The sequence below is a fragment of the endosymbiont of Galathealinum brachiosum genome (assembly GCA_003349885.1).
Classification (GTDB): Bacteria; Pseudomonadota; Gammaproteobacteria; order SZUA-229; family SZUA-229; genus SZUA-229.
On the sequence record QFXC01000011.1, the window covers coordinates 79,038 to 100,407 of the forward strand.

The 21,370-nt window shown below is 39.3% G+C and carries 19 protein-coding genes; 3 read left to right on the forward strand and 16 right to left on the reverse strand.

Annotated features, from left to right (window positions below; all coding sequences use genetic code 11):
• Window positions 1-88: 88 nt before the first annotated feature.
• The 7 genes from DIZ80_08625 to DIZ80_08655 all read right to left on the reverse strand — a co-directional run bounded on the left by DIZ80_08625 (window position 89) and on the right by DIZ80_08655 (window position 7,656).
• On the reverse strand, window positions 89-610 hold the full coding sequence (locus tag DIZ80_08625; protein ID RDH82349.1) for a protein disulfide oxidoreductase: 522 nt from the start codon (window positions 608-610) through the stop codon (window positions 89-91).
• A complete protein-coding gene (gene cmoB / locus DIZ80_08630; GenBank protein ID RDH82350.1) occupies window positions 607-1,578 on the reverse strand; it encodes a tRNA 5-methoxyuridine(34)/uridine 5-oxyacetic acid(34) synthase CmoB in 972 nt (323 codons plus the stop codon). The genes DIZ80_08625 and cmoB overlap by 4 nt, the downstream gene beginning before the upstream one ends.
• Before the next feature lie 30 nt (window positions 1,579-1,608).
• Window positions 1,609-2,370, reverse strand: a complete 762-nt coding sequence (gene cmoA / locus DIZ80_08635; protein ID RDH82351.1) for a carboxy-S-adenosyl-L-methionine synthase CmoA — start codon at window positions 2,368-2,370, stop codon at window positions 1,609-1,611.
• A gap of 186 nt (window positions 2,371-2,556) precedes the next feature.
• A complete protein-coding gene (locus DIZ80_08640) occupies window positions 2,557-4,743 on the reverse strand; it encodes a hypothetical protein (protein RDH82352.1) in 2,187 nt (728 codons plus the stop codon).
• Window positions 4,740-6,482, reverse strand: a complete 1,743-nt coding sequence (locus tag DIZ80_08645) for a hypothetical protein (protein RDH82353.1) — start codon at window positions 6,480-6,482, stop codon at window positions 4,740-4,742. Before DIZ80_08645 ends, DIZ80_08640 begins: the two co-directional genes overlap by 4 nt.
• Window positions 6,479-7,015, reverse strand: a complete 537-nt coding sequence (locus tag DIZ80_08650) for a DUF4154 domain-containing protein (GenBank protein ID RDH82354.1) — start codon at window positions 7,013-7,015, stop codon at window positions 6,479-6,481. Before DIZ80_08650 ends, DIZ80_08645 begins: the two co-directional genes overlap by 4 nt.
• 53 nt (window positions 7,016-7,068) lie before the next feature.
• Window positions 7,069-7,656, reverse strand: coding sequence for a hypothetical protein (locus DIZ80_08655; protein ID RDH82355.1), 588 nt, complete (start codon window positions 7,654-7,656; stop codon window positions 7,069-7,071).
• Between the two features lie 120 nt (window positions 7,657-7,776).
• Between DIZ80_08655 and DIZ80_08660 the strand changes: the two genes are divergently transcribed.
• Together DIZ80_08660 and DIZ80_08665 are read left to right on the forward strand one after the other, a co-directional pair.
• Window positions 7,777-8,265, forward strand: a complete 489-nt coding sequence (locus DIZ80_08660; protein RDH82356.1) for a GNAT family N-acetyltransferase — start codon at window positions 7,777-7,779, stop codon at window positions 8,263-8,265.
• A 39-nt stretch (window positions 8,266-8,304) separates the two neighbouring features.
• Window positions 8,305-8,823, forward strand: coding sequence for a hypothetical protein (locus DIZ80_08665; protein RDH82357.1), 519 nt, complete (start codon window positions 8,305-8,307; stop codon window positions 8,821-8,823).
• Window positions 8,824-9,081: 258 nt separating this feature from the next.
• Here DIZ80_08665 and DIZ80_08670 read toward each other — a convergent pair whose 3' ends face one another.
• From DIZ80_08670 to DIZ80_08710, 9 genes are all read right to left on the reverse strand, one after another.
• On the reverse strand, window positions 9,082-9,957 hold the full coding sequence (locus tag DIZ80_08670) for a succinate--CoA ligase subunit alpha (GenBank protein ID RDH82358.1): 876 nt from the start codon (window positions 9,955-9,957) through the stop codon (window positions 9,082-9,084).
• Complete coding sequence (locus tag DIZ80_08675; GenBank protein ID RDH82359.1) at window positions 9,957-11,126, reverse strand: ADP-forming succinate--CoA ligase subunit beta; 1,170 nt, start codon at window positions 11,124-11,126, stop codon at window positions 9,957-9,959. The genes DIZ80_08670 and DIZ80_08675 overlap by 1 nt, the downstream gene beginning before the upstream one ends.
• A gap of 76 nt (window positions 11,127-11,202) precedes the next feature.
• The gene (lpdA, locus tag DIZ80_08680) at window positions 11,203-12,642 is read right to left on the reverse strand and encodes a dihydrolipoyl dehydrogenase (protein ID RDH82360.1); all 1,440 of its coding nucleotides are present in this window, start codon (window positions 12,640-12,642) and stop codon (window positions 11,203-11,205) included.
• Window positions 12,643-12,644: 2 nt separating this feature from the next.
• Window positions 12,645-13,853 (reverse strand): dihydrolipoamide succinyltransferase, encoded by a 1,209-nt coding sequence (locus tag DIZ80_08685; protein RDH82361.1) that lies wholly within the window; start codon window positions 13,851-13,853, stop codon window positions 12,645-12,647.
• A 15-nt stretch (window positions 13,854-13,868) separates the two neighbouring features.
• Window positions 13,869-16,724, reverse strand: coding sequence for a 2-oxoglutarate dehydrogenase E1 component (gene sucA, locus DIZ80_08690; GenBank protein ID RDH82362.1), 2,856 nt, complete (start codon window positions 16,722-16,724; stop codon window positions 13,869-13,871).
• Window positions 16,725-16,904: 180 nt separating this feature from the next.
• The gene (locus DIZ80_08695) at window positions 16,905-17,357 is read right to left on the reverse strand and encodes an ADP-ribose pyrophosphatase (GenBank protein RDH82363.1); all 453 of its coding nucleotides are present in this window, start codon (window positions 17,355-17,357) and stop codon (window positions 16,905-16,907) included.
• The gene (locus DIZ80_08700) at window positions 17,305-18,267 is read right to left on the reverse strand and encodes a GGDEF domain-containing protein (protein ID RDH82364.1); all 963 of its coding nucleotides are present in this window, start codon (window positions 18,265-18,267) and stop codon (window positions 17,305-17,307) included. Before DIZ80_08700 ends, DIZ80_08695 begins: the two co-directional genes overlap by 53 nt.
• A 26-nt stretch (window positions 18,268-18,293) precedes the next feature.
• On the reverse strand, window positions 18,294-18,875 hold the full coding sequence (locus tag DIZ80_08705; protein RDH82365.1) for a DNA mismatch repair protein MutT: 582 nt from the start codon (window positions 18,873-18,875) through the stop codon (window positions 18,294-18,296).
• A 9-nt stretch (window positions 18,876-18,884) separates the two neighbouring features.
• Complete coding sequence (locus tag DIZ80_08710; protein RDH82366.1) at window positions 18,885-19,199, reverse strand: hypothetical protein; 315 nt, start codon at window positions 19,197-19,199, stop codon at window positions 18,885-18,887.
• A gap of 107 nt (window positions 19,200-19,306) precedes the next feature.
• Between DIZ80_08710 and DIZ80_08715 the strand changes: the two genes are divergently transcribed.
• Window positions 19,307-21,352, forward strand: coding sequence for a hypothetical protein (locus DIZ80_08715; GenBank protein RDH82367.1), 2,046 nt, complete (start codon window positions 19,307-19,309; stop codon window positions 21,350-21,352).
• Window positions 21,353-21,370: the final 18 nt, after the last annotated feature.

The window sequence follows — 21,370 nt, forward strand, 5'->3', positions numbered from 1 at the left end:
TATAATTTTTAATGATTATCACTGCTTTTTTGCAGTTTTTCCAGTTACGATTCATTTTCTTACAAATGCTTTTTAACTGACGAAAAAGCTACTCCAGCCACCATAACCTTAATCTTAGGCCAATTTCAGAAGTATATCCTTTTTCAATGAACTGAATTACACCCTGTGGATCAATAATAAAACTCGACGGCACGGCTTTCACACCATAAACTTTAGCCCATTCACCATCTTCATCCACTATCACCGGCATACTCAACCCTTTATCCGCAAGATACGCCCTTACCTGCACATCTGTTTCGCTCCACGATGCGATTGTAATTACCTGATAGTCTCCAACCAGATTAGCGATATTTGAATTTTCAAACTGACAAACAGGACACCAGGTTGCCCAGAAATGCACCAGAACCGGCTTCGACTGGTACTCCCTCAAGTCAAACTTTTCTCCTTCAAGCGTAGTTGCAATAATTACCGGAGCACTTCCCTGAATATTATCTACTGATTGCCACGCACGAATAGATAAATAAATGAGTAAAAAAATTAATACCTGAAAGATTAAACGTATAAATTTATTTTTTTTATATATCTGTTTAGCGTTAGCAAGAAAAATCATGGTGCGTCCGCAGTAAATATTGCGCGCAATGGTGCCGGATAACCTTCTACCGTTTTACTACTGTCCTGAGGATCTAAAAAATCCTTTAATGAATGAAACAACATCCACTCCGTTGAACGCTGCTCTTCAAGACCTGTGATACTTTCATCAACTAACTTTACGTTTTTAAATCCACAGCGCTGCAACCATTTTATCATTGCTTTGCTACTAGGAAGAAACCAGACATTACGCATTTGCGCATAACGATCTTCTGGCATCAGCACCTGAAATTCATCACCAGGAATCACTAAGGTTTCAAGAACCAGTTCACCACCTGGCTTTAGACACTGCCTTAACTGATATAAATGATCGATAGGAGACTTACGATGATAAAATACCCCCATTGAGAAAACAGTATCAAAGGCTTTTAAGTCGTCAGGTACTGCCTCAATACCTAATGGTAAAACATAAACATGCTCATCATTTATAAAATGCTGAACGGCCTGAAACTGCATAACAAATAAAGGCGATGGGTCGATACCTATTACCAGCTCTGCACCCATGCCACGCATACGCCAGGCATGATAACCATTACCGCAGCCCACATCTAAAATTGTTCGACCTTCCAACGGTTTTATTGCAGACGACAAACGCTGCCACTTTAAATCAGATCGCCATTCAGTATCCACATCTACGCCATGAAGAAGGTATGGCCCTTTACGCCAGGGGATCAACTGTTTAAATTTTTCTTTAAGATCTTCTTTTTCGCTTTCAGACAGGGGGGGCTCAGCTGAAACCGTAATTTGTGTCGCATTCAAATCAACTCGATGTGCATTTATTTCAGGCAGTGTTTTTAATGCTTTTTTCCACCCAGCTAAATTTCCATAGGTGTCATTACATAAACCCTTCTGGATTTTCTCATCGAGCGTTTCCAGCCATGGCTCCAGTTCTGTACCCTGCAATAACTCAAACAATCTTTCAAAATTCATTTTATATAATTCTATTACTTTGTTTAATATCTATTTTATTGCCAGAAAGGATACAAAATTAAAACATTGAAACCAGACAATTACTTCTGAAAAACCAGCTTGCCTAAGTCGTGACAAATGCTGCTCAACTGTTTCAGCCATTAACACATTATCAAGTGCAGATCGCTTCTGACTAATTTCCAGATCTGAATAACCATTGGCTTTTTTAAACAAATGATGCAGCGTTGTTAATCTATCTTGTTCGACTGTATTATTAAATTTTATTTTTTCAGACAACACAAAAGCACCACCTTTATTTAAACCCGAATATATTTTTTTAATCAAAATATTTCGTAATTTTTCAGGTATAAACTGTAAGGTAAAATTCATCACCACAAACGAAGCAGACGATAGCTCAATTTCACATATGTCAGCCTGTTGAACACTCACCTTTACATTGCTTTCATGATTTATCATTAAAGCTTCGCATTTTTCAACCATTGCTGATGAATTATCTACTGCAATTATTTCCACATTATCATTATCAATGCCTTGCTGGATAGCAAGTGTCGCAGCGCCTAAGGAACACCCCAGGTCGTAACATCGACTATTTTGAGTTACAAATGAACGAGCCAGAACAGGAAACATAGATAACAGGGTAGTATAACCGGGAACCGAGCGCCCGATCATATCCTCAAACACTTTTACAACCGAATCATCAAAAACGAACCCTGTTATAGCTTCCCGAGGTTGCGAATACAGGGTATCCAGGTCATTGGAGTGCTTGCCATTATTTTCGTTATTTTTTTTCATTGTGCCTACAGAGTCAGAAACTGAGGCTATTTTAACAGAAGTAATAAAAGTATAAACATCGTTTTATGTTCACATACACGCCCAACAAATAATTACTAACTATAAGACTTGAATAGCAGGCACTGAATTACAGCGCCCACTTTGCAATCAAACTAAACAATGCAAAGTGATTTTACACTGTTATCATTAAATTAGATCCTGATTTGGCCAGTTGTTTTCCTGCAATCTTTTTGTTGCCTCATCAGCTGACATAGGCTTCCCAAGAAAGTACCCCTGTATTACATCACACTTGGCATTCTTCAGAAATTCCAACTGCTCATTTGTCTCCACACCTTCCGCAACAACTTTAAGCTTCAATCTATGCGCCATTGCGATAATTGCCTCAACAATAGCCACATCATCCTGATCCACCGGGGTATCTTTTATAAAAGTTCGATCAATTTTTAATTTATCAATTGAAAATTGTTTTATATAACTAAATGAAGAATAACCAGTACCAAAATCATCAATAGAAATATTTAGCCCCATATCGGTCAATATACGCATGCTTTCAACTGAGCTTTCTGCATCATCCATAATGCTACTTTCAGTCAATTCTAATTCAAGCTTCGTAATGTCTGCTCCAGTTTTATTAATTGTTTCCTCGATAATTCCTTGCATTTTTTGCTCATTAAAATCTCTTGCAGAACAATTAACAGAAATACTTATATCCTTCAATCCTAGATCTTTCCATTTCTTAAGCTGGCAACAAACCATCATCAGCATTTTTCTTGTCACTGAAAATATCAAACCGGTTTCTTCTGCTATAGGAATAAATTCATCAGGGCAAACCAGCCCTTTCTCTGGATGATTCCATCTTATTAATGCTTCAAAACCTGAAACCTTCCCTTCAACCAGGTTTGTAAGCGGCTGAAAATACGCCTCAAACTGATCTCCCTCTATAGCCTGCCTAAGTTCGTTACCTACATTAACTCGCTTAACAACCTCGTCACGCATGGCCTGATCAAAACACTCATAACGGTTTCTTCCCCTTGACTTAGCATGATATAAAGCGGCGTCAGCATCCTGCATCAAACTGGTAACCACGGCACTTGCATCACTAACAATCACAACCCCTATACTGGCAGAGGGATATATATCAAAACCATCAATTGTAAGTGGCTGTTTAAGCAAATCAGTTAGTGACTCGGCATATTTATGAATATCAGAATCACCCGTATTTACATTTTTCAATATAGCAAACTCGTCACCTCCTAATCTTGCTAACATTTCATTTTTTTCGATTTTTTTGTTAAGAATTCTAGCTATCTTAACCAGGAGTTTATCCCCCAGTTCATGCCCGAAACAATCATTAATAAGATTAAAATGATCCAGATCTATAAATAATATTGCAAATTTATCTTCAGGCCTCTTATTTTTAAGACATGATTCCACATACGTAGAAAATTGCGCTCTATTAGAAAGACCGGTTAATTCATCATGCCTTAGCTGCCAGTCTAATGCTTTACGTGCAGAGATATCACTGGAAACTAATGTCGCTGCAACCACTTCATTGTTTTTATAATATGGTGTAATTCTTCCTTCCGACCAGGCAGTCGAATTTTTCCCTGTTGAAGTTGCGTACTCTATACATTTTTGCTCGCCTTTATCAAATACATCTTTAACAGTTTGCATTACTTTTTCACGATACTCGTCTTTAATATCGACATAGTAATTTCCACCTACGGCCTGATTAATCATGTGCCATGGATTATGATTAACGAATAATATTTTACCATCTTTATCAATTGTCATAATCGTATCTTCGACACTATCAACAACGGTGCGATACTTTTCTTCCGACTCTTCTATCTGATGTAAACGCGAAACACTCTCTCGACTCAGACTCCATTTTGTTGTGAGTGCAGTTGTTAATTGCTGCACTTCCACCATATCAAATGGTTTCTTTAGAATAATTAATCTATCAGAGGCTCCTAAATGATAAAGAACTTCATTCCACGAGTAATCAGAATATGCCGTACAAATAACCAGCTGAATTTGAGAATCGATTACCCAGATTCGTTTTATGGTTTCCAGACCATCCCAGCCCGGTGGCATACGCATATCTACAAACGCCATTGCATATGGTCGTTTTTCTTTATTTGCAGCCAGAACCTTTTCATAGCCTTCTTCTCCCTGATAGGCTGAATCTAGTTCATAAACTATAGAACCCGTATTTAATGCGTCATCAGAAAATAACTTTGCTTCAAGTTCATCATATTCAGACTGGTTATCTTTTTCACCAAGGATTTTTCTAAAATCCTCATGTATACGAGTATCGTCATCGATAATTAGTATTCTACGGTTTTCAAATTCTTTCATAACCTGACTCACGCATCACTCTGTTTATCAAAAGGAAGTACGAGCGCAAAACTCGCCCCTCTACCTAAACCATCACTATGCACTGAAATATTTCCGCCTAATTCATTTGCAACAATTGCACTATGGTGCAATCCAAACCCATGACCATCACGCCTTTTTTTAAATCCATATTCAAACAAGTGATGGATATCGCTTTCATCTATACCTATTCCCGTATCACTTATTTCAAGCCTTGCCATTCCTTTATTTTCACTAATGCTAATTATAAGATTTCTGATTTTATTGTCGCTATCAACCAAAGCATGTTTTGCATTACTTATTAAATTAATAATTACCTGAAGCGTTTTATGTTTATCAACATACAGCTGCGGTAGCTCTTCATATCTTTTTATTACTTTTACACCATGACGTCCCATACCCTGTAAATTTATTCTTAGAGCGTCCTCAACAAGATCCGACAAAACGACCTTCTCTCTAACGCCATAACTTCCCGCGTACGACTGCTGCATACTAATTACATTTTTTATGTGATCGATATTATTTGCAAGCTCATCAAGCTCACCAAACAGGCCTTCTTTCTCTTCCCTTAACTGTTCAGACAACAATGATAGAAATTTTGGAATTTGACTTCCCTTATTATCATTGCTCATGAAATCAGGAATATTATCTTTGTTCTTTTCAAGCATATCAACCACACGTGACAAATTATCAGCTTTGGTTTTTCTAATTTGTTCACGTATTACAGATGCGGAAACATTGACACTATTTAAAACATTGCCAACATTATGTAATACACCGCTTGCCACCTCAGCCATACCCGCGCTTCGCGCAATATCTCCAATCTTCTCATTCAACTCTTTTAATTCTGACGTTCTTTCGTGAACCTTATCTTCAAGCGTTTCATTTAACTCTTGAAGCTCACCCTCAATCCTTGTTCTTTCTCTTATCTCCACTTCAAGATCTTTATTAGTTTCTTCAGTTTCTAATGCATATTTTTTTGCTGACACAGCAGAAACTTCTGCTTTTTCTTTTTCTTCAATTAGCGCATCGTCTCTATTTTGAATCTGGTCAAGCATATTATTAAATGAACCGATCAATACACCTACTTCATCTTCAGATGTTTTTTTCATCCGCAAACTATAATCTTTATTTCTTGTTACGCTTTGCGCCACCTCTTTTAATCTTGTAATAGGCTCAGTAATAAACTTCATTATTCTTCGCGACACAAGAGCAGTCACCAGCATCAGGCCAATAAATATAATTACAGATATTTTTGCACTTTTTACTATCCTCTCTGTCAGCTCACTTAAACTGGCTTTTATTTGCAAGCTACCTATAGACTGCCCTTCCAACATTACAGGCTTAAAAACATCAACATAGCCACTCAATAATTTTAATTTTGCATTTTCGTTATAATCATCACATACAAATATATCTTCGGCATCAAGGTTATATTCAGCAAACGCCTGATTTTCGATTGTCCTTATGCAGGCATACACAACGGACTGATGTGATTTTAGAGATCTCAGATTGCTATTAGCTGATTCAATATCAGAAAACGCTAAAGATGCCGCACTACTTTCTGCAACAATTTCAGCAACCACATTTAGGCCCGAGATAATATTCAACTCTGAACTGGATGAATTTATTTGAGCAACGATTGTGAATGCGATTGCAAGCACAAGAGCGGTTATACTCATGTAAACAATCAATATTTTACTTTTAATACTGATGTTTTTAAGCGCATTCATCTCAATTTCTCTGCAACTTCTAATAATTGAGATCTGTACTTAATATTTGACTTAGTGCTTTTTTCTACGTTAATTTCAAACTTAATCTTATTCTTAACTCTAATAAAACCAATCATACCCCCATAGTTTGCGAAGTCGTCAATATCACTAACCGTAAGAATGGGTTCTCCATTAATTTTATTTATAATTTCCCTGTATTTATTTTTATTTCCATCACTTATGTAAACAATATGACAATAGTTTTCTCTTTCAAAATCTTGTGAATACTTAATTTTTATTTTTTTATTTTTTATTTTTTTATTTGATAATCTGTCAAGACTTTCTTCAAACGGACTGTCTCCAATCACACATATATTGAAGTAATCTCTTGACTCAATAACCTGATCAGGCCAGTATATGAAACGTGCAAAGTTTAAAAGATAAGCTGCTTTTAATTGATATTCACGATTAAAATCAGCCTGAACCAAACCACACCAGATCATAGACGCCAGTATTAACCGCTGAACAATTAGTGTAATACCTGATTTATTCATTTATAACTATTTAATTTCCAGTATAAAAACATCCCGCCAGTCAATCCTTTTATTTATTCACCAAACTTATCTGCTAACTCTTTTTTCAGCTTATCAACATTAACATGGCAATTTTCCAGATTAGACACTAATTTATTAATGTGCGTATTATGTTCAATCGTCTTACCTGCTCTTCTCGTCATTGCTAATGCCATTTGCTGAGCCTCATCCGCATCAAATGGTTTCTTAAGCACTAACAAGTGATCAGATGGACCTAATATATCTATAATATCGACCCATGAATAATCTGAATATGCCGTACAAATTACAATTTCCATTGATGGGTATCGCTCCCATATTTTTGCAATCGTCTTAATACCATCCTGTCCCGGGGGCATACGAACATCCATAAACACCAATGAATAACCATTACCCTCTAACTCGGCTTTTTCTATCATTTGTAATGCTTCTTCACCCTGATATGCCGACTCAAGATCATAATTAATTTCTTTGTATACCGGGTCCTGACTAGTTTTCCCGAACAGGCTATCCGCCATATCATCAAGATCTCGACCAGATGTATCGTTTGTGATTAAAATCTTTCTAAAATCTTCATGGATTGAAGGAGTATCATCAACAATTAATATTCTGCTGTTTTTCATAACAATTACTCTCTAAACTACTATAGAAATAAGGACGTTATTACCAACTTATAATTGAAACCACTATTAGTGAAAGGTTGTTTCTATCTACTTAGAATAGACCTATTTTTGAGGCATTGCATGACCGACTTGGAGCAAAAATCGATCCAGATTGATTATTTAGGACATCACGCACAATTTATACCCATTATCGCTAAATGGCATCAGGATGAATGGCAGCATATTAGCCCCGACTTATCTACACAGCTGCGCATCAAAATGTATAGTAGCTATAAAAACACGGCAAGCATCCCCTGCTGCCTAATCGCATTAACTGACGATGAGCCAGCCGGATCTGCTAGTCTGGTTCTATCTGATATGGATAGCCACACTCACCTTGGACCATGGTTAGCCAGTGTATTTGTCCATAAAGATTTCCGCTGTCATGGCATCGCGAGCCAATTAGTCGCTAAGTGCATACTTAATGCCAATCAGGCCGGTATTAAAACACTTTATTTATTCACCCCTGATAAAACAGCCTTTTATAAGAAACTTGGCTGGAAGTTGATCGAGCACACTTTATACCATGGTGAAAATGTCGATATTATGTCATATGACCTAACAGGTTAAATTTTGTAAACAGACATTTGATAAACGAGCTTTAACAATATGAAAGATTTGAAATACTTTACCCTGCACCCTCAATATCTGGATGATTTTGATAATATCAATCAACAGCTAATAGATGGCCTTAATTCTCATATAGATAAAGAGTCAACCCGCAAATCCCATCATTTTTTCGGACGTTATGAAAATATCTACATAGATAAGAATGAAATACCCAGCATTTCTGATATTTTAGAACACGCCAAATTTTTTGCCGCTAAAATACTAGACTGTGAATCAAACGAGCTCAAGGCAGGCCTCTGGTTTAATGTGATGAATCCGGGTGACAAAACAACTCTACACCGCCACGATGATGATGATGAATTGCTTTCTGCGGTATATTACGTGCAGGTTTCAAAGAATTCTGGCACACTGCGTTTAATAAAAGATCCTGTAGTGATAGAAGTTAAACCTAAAGCGGGCATGTTTGTTTTTTTTAAACCCGACATGCCTCACGAAGTAAGTGTAAACGCAAGTAACGGATGCCGTATTTCACTTGGCATCAATATTGGGTCCGCTTAAATAACCTCTAACATGACTTACAAATACCCGCATTAAATGACAAAAGTGATACCAATATGAAACGTTCTGCAATTACCTTTTCCATACTAGTACGAAAAAAATTGACACTTATTTCAATTCTATAAACAACAAGATAATTGGCGATAATATTCGTGCTAAAAAAAAAGAAGCACCCGTAATTTAAACCTGTAATAAATCTGAACTTAGATCAGGCTTGATACACATAATATTGAGTTCCACCCCTACGTAATTTCAATCTTACTTCCAGCCTGTCGCCTCTGCTATCGCTTTACCTAGCTCGGCTGGTGACCGGGTGATTGCAACACCGGCAGACTCCAGAGCTTTAAATTTTTCTTCAGCTGTGCCTTTTCCACCCGCTATAATCGCCCCAGCATGCCCCATACGTTTACCTTTAGGCGCTGTACCACCCGCAATAAAACCTGCTACAGGTTTAGACACATTAGTTTGAATAAACTCGGCAGCTTCTTCTTCAGCCGTGCCACCAATTTCACCCACCATCAAAATAGCTTCAGTTTCAGGATCTTCTTCAAACAACTGTAGACAATCAACGAAGTTCATCCCGGGAATAGGGTCACCACCGATACCTATACAGGTCGTTTGCCCAAAACCTAAATCCGTCGTTTGCTTAACCGCTTCATAAGTCAATGTACCTGAACGGGAAACAATCCCTACTTTTCCAGGCTTGTGAATTTCACCTGGCATGATGCCTACTTTACATTCACCGGGTGTAATAATTCCAGGACAGTTTGGCCCTATTAATCGCACGCCGGCCTGATCCACAGCAATTTTAACTTCTAACATATCGAGAGTTGGGATACCTTCTGTAATACACACAATCAATTCAATGCCCGCATCCAGTACTTCCAGGATTGAATCTTTACAGAAAGGCGCTGGCACATAAATAACCGATACAGTTGCAGCTGTATGATTTACCGCGTCACGCACGGTATTAAATACAGGCAAATCCAGATGTGTCTGGCCACCCTTGCCTGGTGTCACTCCACCAACCATCTGTGTACCGTATGCAATAGCCTGCTCTGAATGAAAAGTACCCTGTTTACCCGTAAAGCCCTGGCATATTACCTTTGTTTCACCATTAATTAGTACGCTCATTATTTCGACCCTTTGGCGGCAGCAACTGCTCTTTTAGCTGCATCTGTTAATCCTGTTGCTGCAATAATATTCAAACCACTCTCTTTCAATAATTTAGAGCCTAACTTAGCATTATTTCCTTCCAGGCGAACTACAATAGGAACTTCAACGCCCACTTCTTCAATAGCTCCAATAATACCTTCAGCTATTAAATCACAGCGCACAATACCACCAAAAATATTAACCATTACTGTTTTTACATTCGTGTCAGATAAAATAATTTTAAATGCTTCTGCGACACGCTCTTTTGTAGCGCCACCACCCACATCAAGAAAATTAGCAGGATCTCCTCCATGCAGTTTTATTAAGTCCATAGTAGCCATAGCCAGACCTGCACCATTAACCATACAGCCGATGCTGCCCTCTAATGCAATATAATTAAGATCCCATTCTTTAGCTCTGTTTTCACGTTCATCTTCCTGTGATGCATCACGCATTTCCATTAATTCTGGTTGACGATATATTGCATTGTCATCGACATTTATTTTACCGTCCAGACATAACAAATTTCCTTCTCTGGTCACCACTAATGGATTAATTTCAACCAGACCAAGGTCTTTTTCTATAAACAATTTAGCCAGACCTGCAAGCAATTTTGTAAATTGTTTAACCTGATCACCCTTCAAGCCAAGACCAAATGCCAGTTTTCGACACTGAAATGGCATCAGACCCAGCATAGGATCAAGTGTAGTACGTAGAATTTTTTCCGGACTTTCTTCAGCTACTTTTTCAATTTCAACACCGCCCTCTGTTGACGCCATAATGACAACATGGCGAGTCGCACGGTCAATAACCGCACCCAGATAAAACTCCTTTTCTATATTACATGTCTCTTCAATTAACACATGGTTTATTGGCTGACCTTTATCATCTGTCTGAAAAGTAACCAGATTCGTACCAAGCATTTCACCTACGAAATGCGCAACCTCTTCTTTGTTATCGGTTAGTTTCACACCACCTGCTTTTCCACGCCCACCGGCATGCACCTGCGCTTTAACCACCCAACGATCAGTATCTAGCGTATCTAGTGCAGCAGGTACATCTCCCGCTGAACTCACTACACGATTATTCGGTACCGGCATACCGTATTGCTGAAACAAATGTTTTGACTGGTATTCATGTAAATTCATTATTTTCTCCGCTCGATATCAACTCTATGCGAGCTTTTGTTTTACCCTGTAGACATTACTACAGTTTTCAATTTATTTATTTTTTCTGCATTATATGAATCGCACGATTATCGACTGCTAATGCCGCTTCATGCAACGCCTCAGATAAAGACGGATGCGCAAAAATAGTTAACGCGATATCTTCTGCACTCGCACCCAGCTCCATTGCTATCACTGCCTGAGCGATTAACTCGGAAGCATGACTACCAACAATATGCACACCGAGTATTCGGTCAGTCTCGCCCTGTGACAATATTTTAACCATACCACTGGTATCTCCCTGCGCTTTTGCTCGCCCACTGGCAACAAAAGGAAATACACCGATTTTATAATTTTCACCCGCGGCATTTAACTGCTGTTCAGTTTTACCTACCCACGCTAATTCGGGGTGAGTATAAATCACTGCCGGTATCAAATCATAATTTATTGAAGCATATTTACCCGCTATAAGCTCTGCGACCATCATGCCTTCTTCAGATCCTTTGTGTGCCAACATCGGACCTCTTACCACATCTCCAATGGCATAAACACCTGGCTGTGAAGTTTCACATTGATCATTCACATGAATAAAGCCACGCTCATCCAGTATTAACTCTGCTTCATCATCAAATATATAATCCGTATTTGGCTTGCGACCTACAGCAACAATTAATTTATCAAACACTTCCCGTTGATCACCTTTTTCATCCTGATAGGTAACCTCTACCTGTTTGCGTTTATTTATCGTTTTTATTTCTGTGCTTAACAATCGAGCATTTAAACGTATATCAAGACCCTGTTTTTTATATGCGCGCAAAGCATCGCGAGCAATTTGTTTATCCGCAATAGGTATAAAAACATCCTGAGCCTCAAGCACCGTTACACTTGCGCCAAGACGACGCCATACACTACCTAACTCCAGTCCGATTATGCCGGCACCTATGACGCCTATTTTTTCAGGTACCGCATCAAACGCTAAAGCACCTGTAGAATCGACAATTAAATCTTCACTTAAAGGCGCATTAACCAGCTCAATTGAACTGGATCCACAAGCGATAACAATAGACTGCGCACTATAAACTGTTTTTTCTGCACCACAGATGACTTCGACTTTTTTATCGGCAAGTAACTTAGCTGTGCCTTCTATAGATTTAATTTTATTAGCTTTAAATAAAGCCGAAATTCCACCCGTTAATTCAGATACTATTTTATTCTTTCTTGCCATCATGGCTTTTAGATCTAACTCAACCGAACCAAGTTTAATCCCATGCTGAGGAAAACTTTTATTCGCCTGTTCAAATAACTCTGACGACTGCAATAATGCTTTTGACGGAATGCAACCCACATTTAAACAGGTGCCACCTAAAGACGATTTACCCTTATCATTAATCCAGTTATCAATACACGCGGTTTTCATACCCAGCTGAGCACAACGAATCGCACTCACATAACCTGCCGGACCTGCACCAATCACAATAACATCATAATTATCTGACATAATTAAACACCTACCAGTATACGAGCAGGATCTTCCAGTACATCTTTTATCGTCACAAGGAACTGCACGGCTTCTGCTCCATCAATAATTCGATGATCGTACGAAAGAGCCAGATACATAACAGGTCTGGCAACAATTTCACCATCTTCAACCATCGCTCTCTGTTGTATTTTATGCATACCTAAAATACCACTTTGTGGTGGATTTATAATCGGTGTTGATAACATAGAACCAAACACACCACCGTTAGTTAAAGAGAAAGTACCTCCAGTCATATCATCTATACTTAGCTGATTATTCCTTGCTTTATCCACCAGTTCAGCAATGCCTGATTCAATTTCAGCGAGACTCATCTGATCTGCATTTCGCAACACCGGAACAACCAGGCCTCTGGGAGATGCCACCGCAACACCAATATCAAAATACCCATGATATACAATATCATTTCCATCAATAGATGCATTAACAGCAGGAAATCGTTTTAGTGCTTCAATTGTCGCCTTTACAAAAAATGACATAAAACCAAGTTTTACATCGTATTTTTTTGCAAACAAATCTTTATATTTATTTCGTAAATCCATCACTGGTTGCATATTCACTTCATTAAACGTAGTGAGTATGGCTGCATTATGTTGCGCGTCCAGCAAGCGCTCTGCAATACGTGAGCGTAAACGTGTCATGGGAACACGTTTTTCTATTCTGTCACCCTGAACACTATCTTCAGATATAGCTTCAATTGACTTTTGTTCAACCACTTCAAACTGAGTCGGTGCATCTCTTCTCGCCAACGTGTCAACTAACGAAACCTGTTGCATAAATGTCTGAACATCTTCCTTTAATACACGTCCGTCTTTACCACTACCCGTGATCACATCAGAATTTAATTTATTTTCTGCAATCATTTTTTTTGCAGATGGTGTAATAATTCTTTCAGGGGTTTCATCTGGTTTATTTTCTTTTGAACTTTCTACGCCAACTTCATTTAACGTTGCAAGTAACTGCCCTGCCATAACAACATCACCTTCTGCCTGATGGTGTTCGGCAACTACACCATCTATCGGTGAAGGCACTTCAAGCACGACTTTATCTGTTTCAAGATCAACCAGAGATTCATCTCTGTTAATTGTTTCTCCAGGCTGTTTACGCCAGGTAACAATAGTTGCATCTGAAACAGACTCTGGTAAACCGGGCACTTTCACTTCAATTGACATTGTTTCATCCTATTTTTATGACTCTATGGGTAAACCCAAAGCCTCTCTTACCAGTTTTTTCTGTTGCTGTGCATGCACTTTTGCAGAACCTACTGCGGGTGCAGCAGAAGGTTCTCGACCAACATATTCAACCATGCATGGGTGATCTAGTTTTGCTGCAAATCGAGGCTCAAAATAATCCCATGCACCCTGATTTTTGGGCTCTTCCTGACACCATATTAACTGTTCTGCATTATTGTACTTATCCAGAACAACGTTAAGATTTTCCGCTGGAAAAGGATATAACTCTTCTATACGAATAATGACAACATGTTTTAAAGCTGACTCACGACGTAGAATCAATAATTCGTAGTAGACTTTTCCACTACACATAATAACCCGCTTCACATCTTCTTCTTTAACTTTATCAATTTCATCTATCACACTACGAAAAGAACCATAACAAATATCATCCAGCGTATTTACCGCCAACTTATGCCGTAACAAACTTTTGGGTGTCATTACAATAAGTGGCTTACGGTATTTCCTTACCATTTGTCGACGCATCATATGAAACATTTGTGCTGGCGTACTAGGCACGCAAACCTGAATATTATTTTGTGCACACAATTGCAAATATCTTTCCAGACGAGCAGATGAATGCTCAGCTCCCTGACCTTCATAACCATGAGGCAACAACATCGTCAAACCACAAAGTCGACCCCACTTTTGCTCACCAGCCACAATAAACTGATCGATAACTACCTGGGCTCCATTAGCAAAATCGCCAAATTGAGCTTCCCATATTACAAGTGTTTCTGGTTCAGCTGTTGCAAAACCATACTCAAATGCCAGCACAGCAACTTCAGAAAGCAGAGAATCTATTACCAGAAAATTTGCCTGATCTTCAGACATATTACGCAACGGAACAAATGTACTGCCATCAATCTGATTATGCCAGACTGCATGACGATGAAAAAAAGTCCCTCGCCCAGAATCCTGACCCGACAAACGAACAGCATGCCCTTCCGTTACCAGACTTGCATAAGCCAATGTCTCAGCAAACCCCCAGTCTATATCTAATGCACCAACAGCCATTCTATGCCTGTCTATCATTATTTTTTCAACACGTGGTTGTAACTCAAAACCGGCTGGGCGTTTTTCTAATTGCTCACATAACAGGCGTAACGTTTCCATATTAATTGCTGTTTCTGCAGTATCACCCTGACCCGTATTTTCATAAGGATGCCAGTTAATATGAAAAGCATATGACGAGTTTTCATTTTTTAAAATACCGGGCACAACACAATTACCGGCATCCAGTTCATCACGATAAGTTGTCATTAAATTATCTGCATAATCAGATGAAATAATATTTTCACGCAATAATTTTTCAGCATAAATCGTACGCGTACTTTCAAGATTAGATATTTTTTTATACATCATTGGCTGAGTAGCTGCAGGTTCATCAGCCTCATTATGACCATGCCTTCGATAGCAGATTAAATCAATAACGACATCTTTTTTAAATGCCATACGATAATCAAGTGCAATTTGCGTAACCAGCATAACGGCTTCAGGGTCATCTGCATTGACATGAAAGATGGGTGAGTCCACCATTTTAGCTATATCAGTACAATAATGAGTTGAACGACTATCCTGAATATTGCTGGTGGTAAAACCGATTTGGTTATTCACGACTATATGTAAACTGCCTTTAGTCGAATAACCTCTGGACTGTGACATCTGCAGCGTTTCCATTACTACGCCCTGCCCGGAAAATGCCGCATCACCATGAATCTGTATGGGTAACACCTCAACCCCACCCGCATCTTTTCTATGTTCCTGTCTTGCCCTGACCGAACCTTCCACGACAGGTGCTACGATTTCAAGATGAGACGGATTAAATGCCAGTGCTAGATGTATATCGCCTTTTTCTGTTTGCAAATCTGAAGAAAAACCCAGATGATATTTCACATCCCCCATATAATCACTATGAGATTTGGTCCCCTCAAACTCACTAAATAACTCAGCCGGTGTTTTCCCCATTACATTAACCAGCACATTTAATCGTCCGCGATGCGCCATCCCAATAACAACTTCTTTCATACCGTGACTAGCTGAACGATGAACAAGCTCATGCACAAGCGGTATAAGTGTTTCTCCACCTTCAAGCGAAAAACGCTTCTGACCAACATATTTAGTATGTAGGTATTTTTCCAGACCCTCTGCAGCAGTCAGTCGCTTCAACAGATTTTTCTTTTCACTTATACCCAGATTCGCCTTACCACGAACGGTTTCTATTCTTTGCTGAATCCAGCGTTTTTCACCGGTTTCAGTAATATGCATATACTCCACACCGATAGACCCACAGTAAGCCGCACTGACTATATCGACTATTTCCTGCAGCGTTGTTTCCGTTGGCCCACATAATGAACCCGTCGAAAAGATCGTTTGTAAATCGGCATTATTCAGTTCGTGACTGACTAAAGATAAATCGTCAACCGCCTTGGTATGATCTCGCCCGAGAGGGTCGATGTCAGCTTTCTGATGTCCACGAAATCGGTATGCATTTATCAATTGCAATACGGAGACCTGTTTTCGCTCATGCTCAAGAGAGGCTGTTGATGCTGACATGGCAGGAGGTAAAAGCGTGCCACTGCGTTGTTCAGTTATTCGACGAAACTGCTCCCTGACATCAGAATGGTTAGTATCTTTCAGGGCGCCATTAATCCTTGGCAATGTGCCAAAGTATTCTCGCCAGTTAGTATCAACATTATTGGGATTTTGCAGATAACTCTCATACAAACCTTCCAGCCATGCAGCGCTACCCGCATCTAACATGGAGTTTTCCCATAGGTCCTGCATTGAGGTTTTGATTCTGTCGCTCATATTCCTGACGCTAAAGTTTTAATAATTTTTATTTTAATAATATCTAAATCTAGTTATAGCTCATTGTATTGTTTTTTGTAAGCATCCAGAGATAGAGAACGCCTTTGTATCGTCTCCTGAATCAGTCTATACAAACAATCAAAGCGAGTGTCTAGCAGATTTAAATCTACTACTTTATGGTTATGATAACGAGCAAAACCACTCAGCTTTTAGTACGTTTTGCAAAGGCAAAAACAATGGCTCTGGTAACCTGTCAAAATCAAACCAGCTCCATTGAATTTTCTCAGATTCAAATTTCTTACGATCCTGCACTTGAAATGCTTCTGCAACTATATAAAGCGTAACTGTATGATGATATTCTGAAAACACATTATTACTATATGAAGCAGAGCGAAGTTGCTCTATTTGAATACCTGCTTTTTGCAAACAATGTCGACTGGCCGCCGGCTCTATCTCTTCACCCTTATACAAATAGCCACCCGGACATTGCCAGCCTTCAAAAGACTCCTTATTAAAGCGTTTACCTAATAATAGCTGCCTGTTACGTATAACCAGAGTTGCTACTGCTGCTGTAACATAATCATTCGCTAACACGATTTCGACCGTCTTTTTTAGCCCGGTATAAAGCTTCATCTGACGCGGCAATTAACTCAATTAACGTATCTTCATTTTCTCTGCCTACTTCACCTATAGCAGATACTCCGATTGATATAGTAACGCGAGGCAATAACTCACCTTTATCATTTTTAACTTTTGCCAGCTCCACTCTTTTCCTTAAACCATTTGCCAGATCGGTAGCCGCATCAAGATTCGTTTCCGGCAATATAATGGCAAACTCTTCACCACCAAATCGGGCGATCATATCATTCGGTCTTAGACCTCCACGTAAAGCATCTGCAACGGCTGACAGCACCCGGTCACCACTTATGTGACCATACTCATCGTTATAGGTTTTAAAATGATCGATATCCAGCATCAATAATGACAGTGACAATTTTTCACGTTTAGCATGAATAAACTCCTGCTCAAACATGCTGTCCATCCAGCGTCGGTTATGCAAGCCTGTAAGCGCATCAATCGTTGCATGCCGCATACATTCTTTTTGCGTACCCAGAGAGTCTGCAATGACGACATTACTAAAACGCACGCGAAGTGACATTATATGCAACATATTGCGGGTAACCTGATGAGATGTATTAATCATCTCCCAAAGAACGTCCTGAGGAATTTGCATGATCTGAGATGCTTCAGATGCAATAACATAGGCTGATGGATTTTTACCTTCAATGATCGACATTTCCCCCACGCACTCTCCGGGTTCAACCAGAGTCAGCGGTGTTGCCTCATCCAGATCGAGATAAACCACCATGCGACCTGAGATCATTAAATAAACACTGGTATTTTCTTCTTCAGGCGAAAGCAGCTGCTCACCTTTTTTCATCTCACGAAAAGTACAACGTGCAATGCAGTCACTTAAACTGTCAATTTCGACATTTCTGAAGAGCTGCAAGCGCTCAAGTAGCGTGCTGGCTTTTAAAAGCATTTTGTCATTTAATCCTTCATCCTGAATTACTTCAGGTTAATATACTGATTCCGATTCAGAGCTAAAAATAAAATTCCCGCAACACTAATAGCATCGGTTATTTCGCCATTCTGGACCATTTTTACCGCATCATCAAATGCTAGTTTTTTAACCTGAATATCTTTTTCAGTATCTTCGAGCTGTTGCACGCCTTCACTTAAATCGGTAGCCAGATAGACATAACCCTGCTCATCGGTAATAGAGTTAGATGGGTGCAAATGCAACAACTGAGTCATTTCGCCTGCCTTTAAGCCGGTTTCTTCTTCCAGCTCGCGTATGGCGGTTTTCATTTTATCTTCTTTATTAGGTGAGCCACCCATGGGGATTTCCCATGACCACTGATTTAATGTGTAACGAAACTGACCTACTAGCCAGGTATTTCCATCTTTATCAACAGGAATAATACCCACTGCCTGATTTTTAAAACTGACCTTGCCATATATTCCATTACTTCCACCCGGATTAATGACCTGGTGCTCTTCAACTTTTATCCACGCATTGTTGTAAACAGGCTGAGTGCTCAACGTTTTCCAGGGACTCTCATCTTTGCTGTCCTTATCATCAGTCATTCTTAAACCCTACTCCTCTTCAGTCTCAAGACCGTTTTTATGGGTATCGTTAATACGAATTAGTAACTGACGGAATGGCACTACACTTTCATCCAGTTCACGAATCACCGATATATAAGACAGATCACCCGTATTCCAGCAATATTCTCCTGATTCCATCTGCTTGAATACATTCTTCAGGCTAGATTCTATCTCTTCGATAAAAGGCTTTGTTGCCCCCATGCCTTCTTCATCATATTCAATGGATGCCCGCATATCCTCTACCTCATACAATGCATCTTTCATCCAGGCTACATATTCTTCTACTGTTCTTGCTCGACGCATGAATTACCTCATTCTTTAAATAATACAAATTACCGATGCGCAAACCGGCTTTTTTTCATCTATAACATAACTATACCAAATTGATAAAACCTGAGCTTGTAAAATCAATGCATTATTCCGTATTAAACAGGAATGGAATCCCCGGGCACTTTACTCACAAGATACTCATCAGCGCTATAGCTCTGTCTTCAGCTAGCCTGCATGCTTCACCTGCCACTCTTGAAATGGATGAACTGCTGAACATGGATATTCGACAGTTAATGGATATTCCAGTCACACTGGCGTCTGGATCTAAGATACAGCATTTTTCCACCCCGGCAGCCAGTTACGTCATCACTCACGAAGATATACAACGCTCTGGTTTACGCAGTATTCCTGAATTATTACGCCTGGTACCCGGTTTTCATGTAGGCAAGGTAGACTCCAGCAAATGGGCCATAAATAGCCGGGATGCACCCAATCAATTTGCTGGCTCGATGCTGGTAATGATGGATGAACGCATATTATATAACCCTTTATTCGGTGGCACTTACTGGGAAGTTCAGGATTATGTTCTGGAGGATATTGAGCGCATAGAGGTTATTCGTGGCGCGGGCGGGTCACTCTGGGGCGCAAATGCCAGTAATGGAGTTATTAATATAATTACTCGATCCTCGCAGGATACTCAGGGGCATTTTATTCAGGCTGCTGCGGGTGGTGGAGATAACCAGGCTGAAGCAGTCTACCGGTATGGTTTCACTAATAAAGCTCATAGCGGCCGTATCTATATAAAACAGCGAAGAAATAATCACGGTGAATACCTGGATGATACCGAAAGCAATAACAATGGTTTCTTTACAGTTGGCGATCAATCTCATGATGATGGCAAATTAAGTCAGGGGGGCTTTCGTGTCGATTTTGATTTATCCGATATGGAGACACTGGCTTTTCAGGGTGACTATAGTGAAGGAAAACTAAAAGATATTCGTTTTTCAAATACATCTAATAATGTTGCAGAAAATGATATTTTCACCCGAAATGCCAATCTATTATTACGCTGGAATAAAAAACTAAGCCACACAAATAGCATCAATATCAATACCTATTACGACTGGTCTGATCGTATGGATGATGGTTTTATTGACAATCGTGAAATATTTAACATAGATTTGCAGCATAACACTTCTTTCAGGAATCACTTTATTTCATGGGGTATCGAGTATCGCCATATAGAAGATGACACAGGCACTCCAGTCAATAACAGCGCTATTCAGGCCAGGTTATCACTGGATCCAACCTCAAGAGAAGATGATCTGGCGCAGTTTTTTCTTCAGGATCAGATCAATTTTCTCGATGATAAATTGCAGCTTATAATTGGCACTCGCATTGAAAACAATGAATACACTGGCAATGAAAGCCAACCTAATATTCGTTTAAGTTTTTTACCCGACAAACAAAACACCTACTGGGTAGCAATTAGTGACTCCGTTCGTACACCCACTAGAGGAGACTCTGATTTTTATCTAAATTTCAATGACTTACAGACAGTTTGTGGTTTTCTTGGTCCTGACTTTGTTGATGACCCTGTTTTGGGCTGCATTTTACCTATTAACCAGCAAGTGCTTCAGGCAAACACCTCACTTTCATATGAACTGGGCTTAAGAAAACAGTTTTCAGATGACTCGTTAATCGACATTGCTACGTTTTACAATGCCCTTGAAAGCACCAGCGCAGATGGGATATTTGTCTCTGATGGGCGTGCTTTTGGTATAGAAATAGACTATCGATACAATTTCAATCGAAATACGCGACTGGCTTTCTGGTACGCCAAACACAAAATGTTTAGATATGATGAAAACGGTATAGAACAACCAAACCGCGGCCTGCCAGAAGACAGTGCCCACTTAAGACTATACTGGGACATTAATAATCAATGGCAGTTAGATAGTCTGGCTTATTACAACTCTGAAGTCACCAACAGCAGCGATACGACTACTGTTGCTGCACTTACTCGGCTCGACATACATCTGGGATGGGAAATGAACAAAACGGTAAAATTAAATCTGTATTTAACCAATATTACAGAAGATGTACACGGAGAAGATAGAGAATCAACACGTATAAATACAGGTATACCCAGAGGTTTTTTATTCTCTGTTGAATCCAGCTTTTAAGGCCGTTTAAACAGCCTG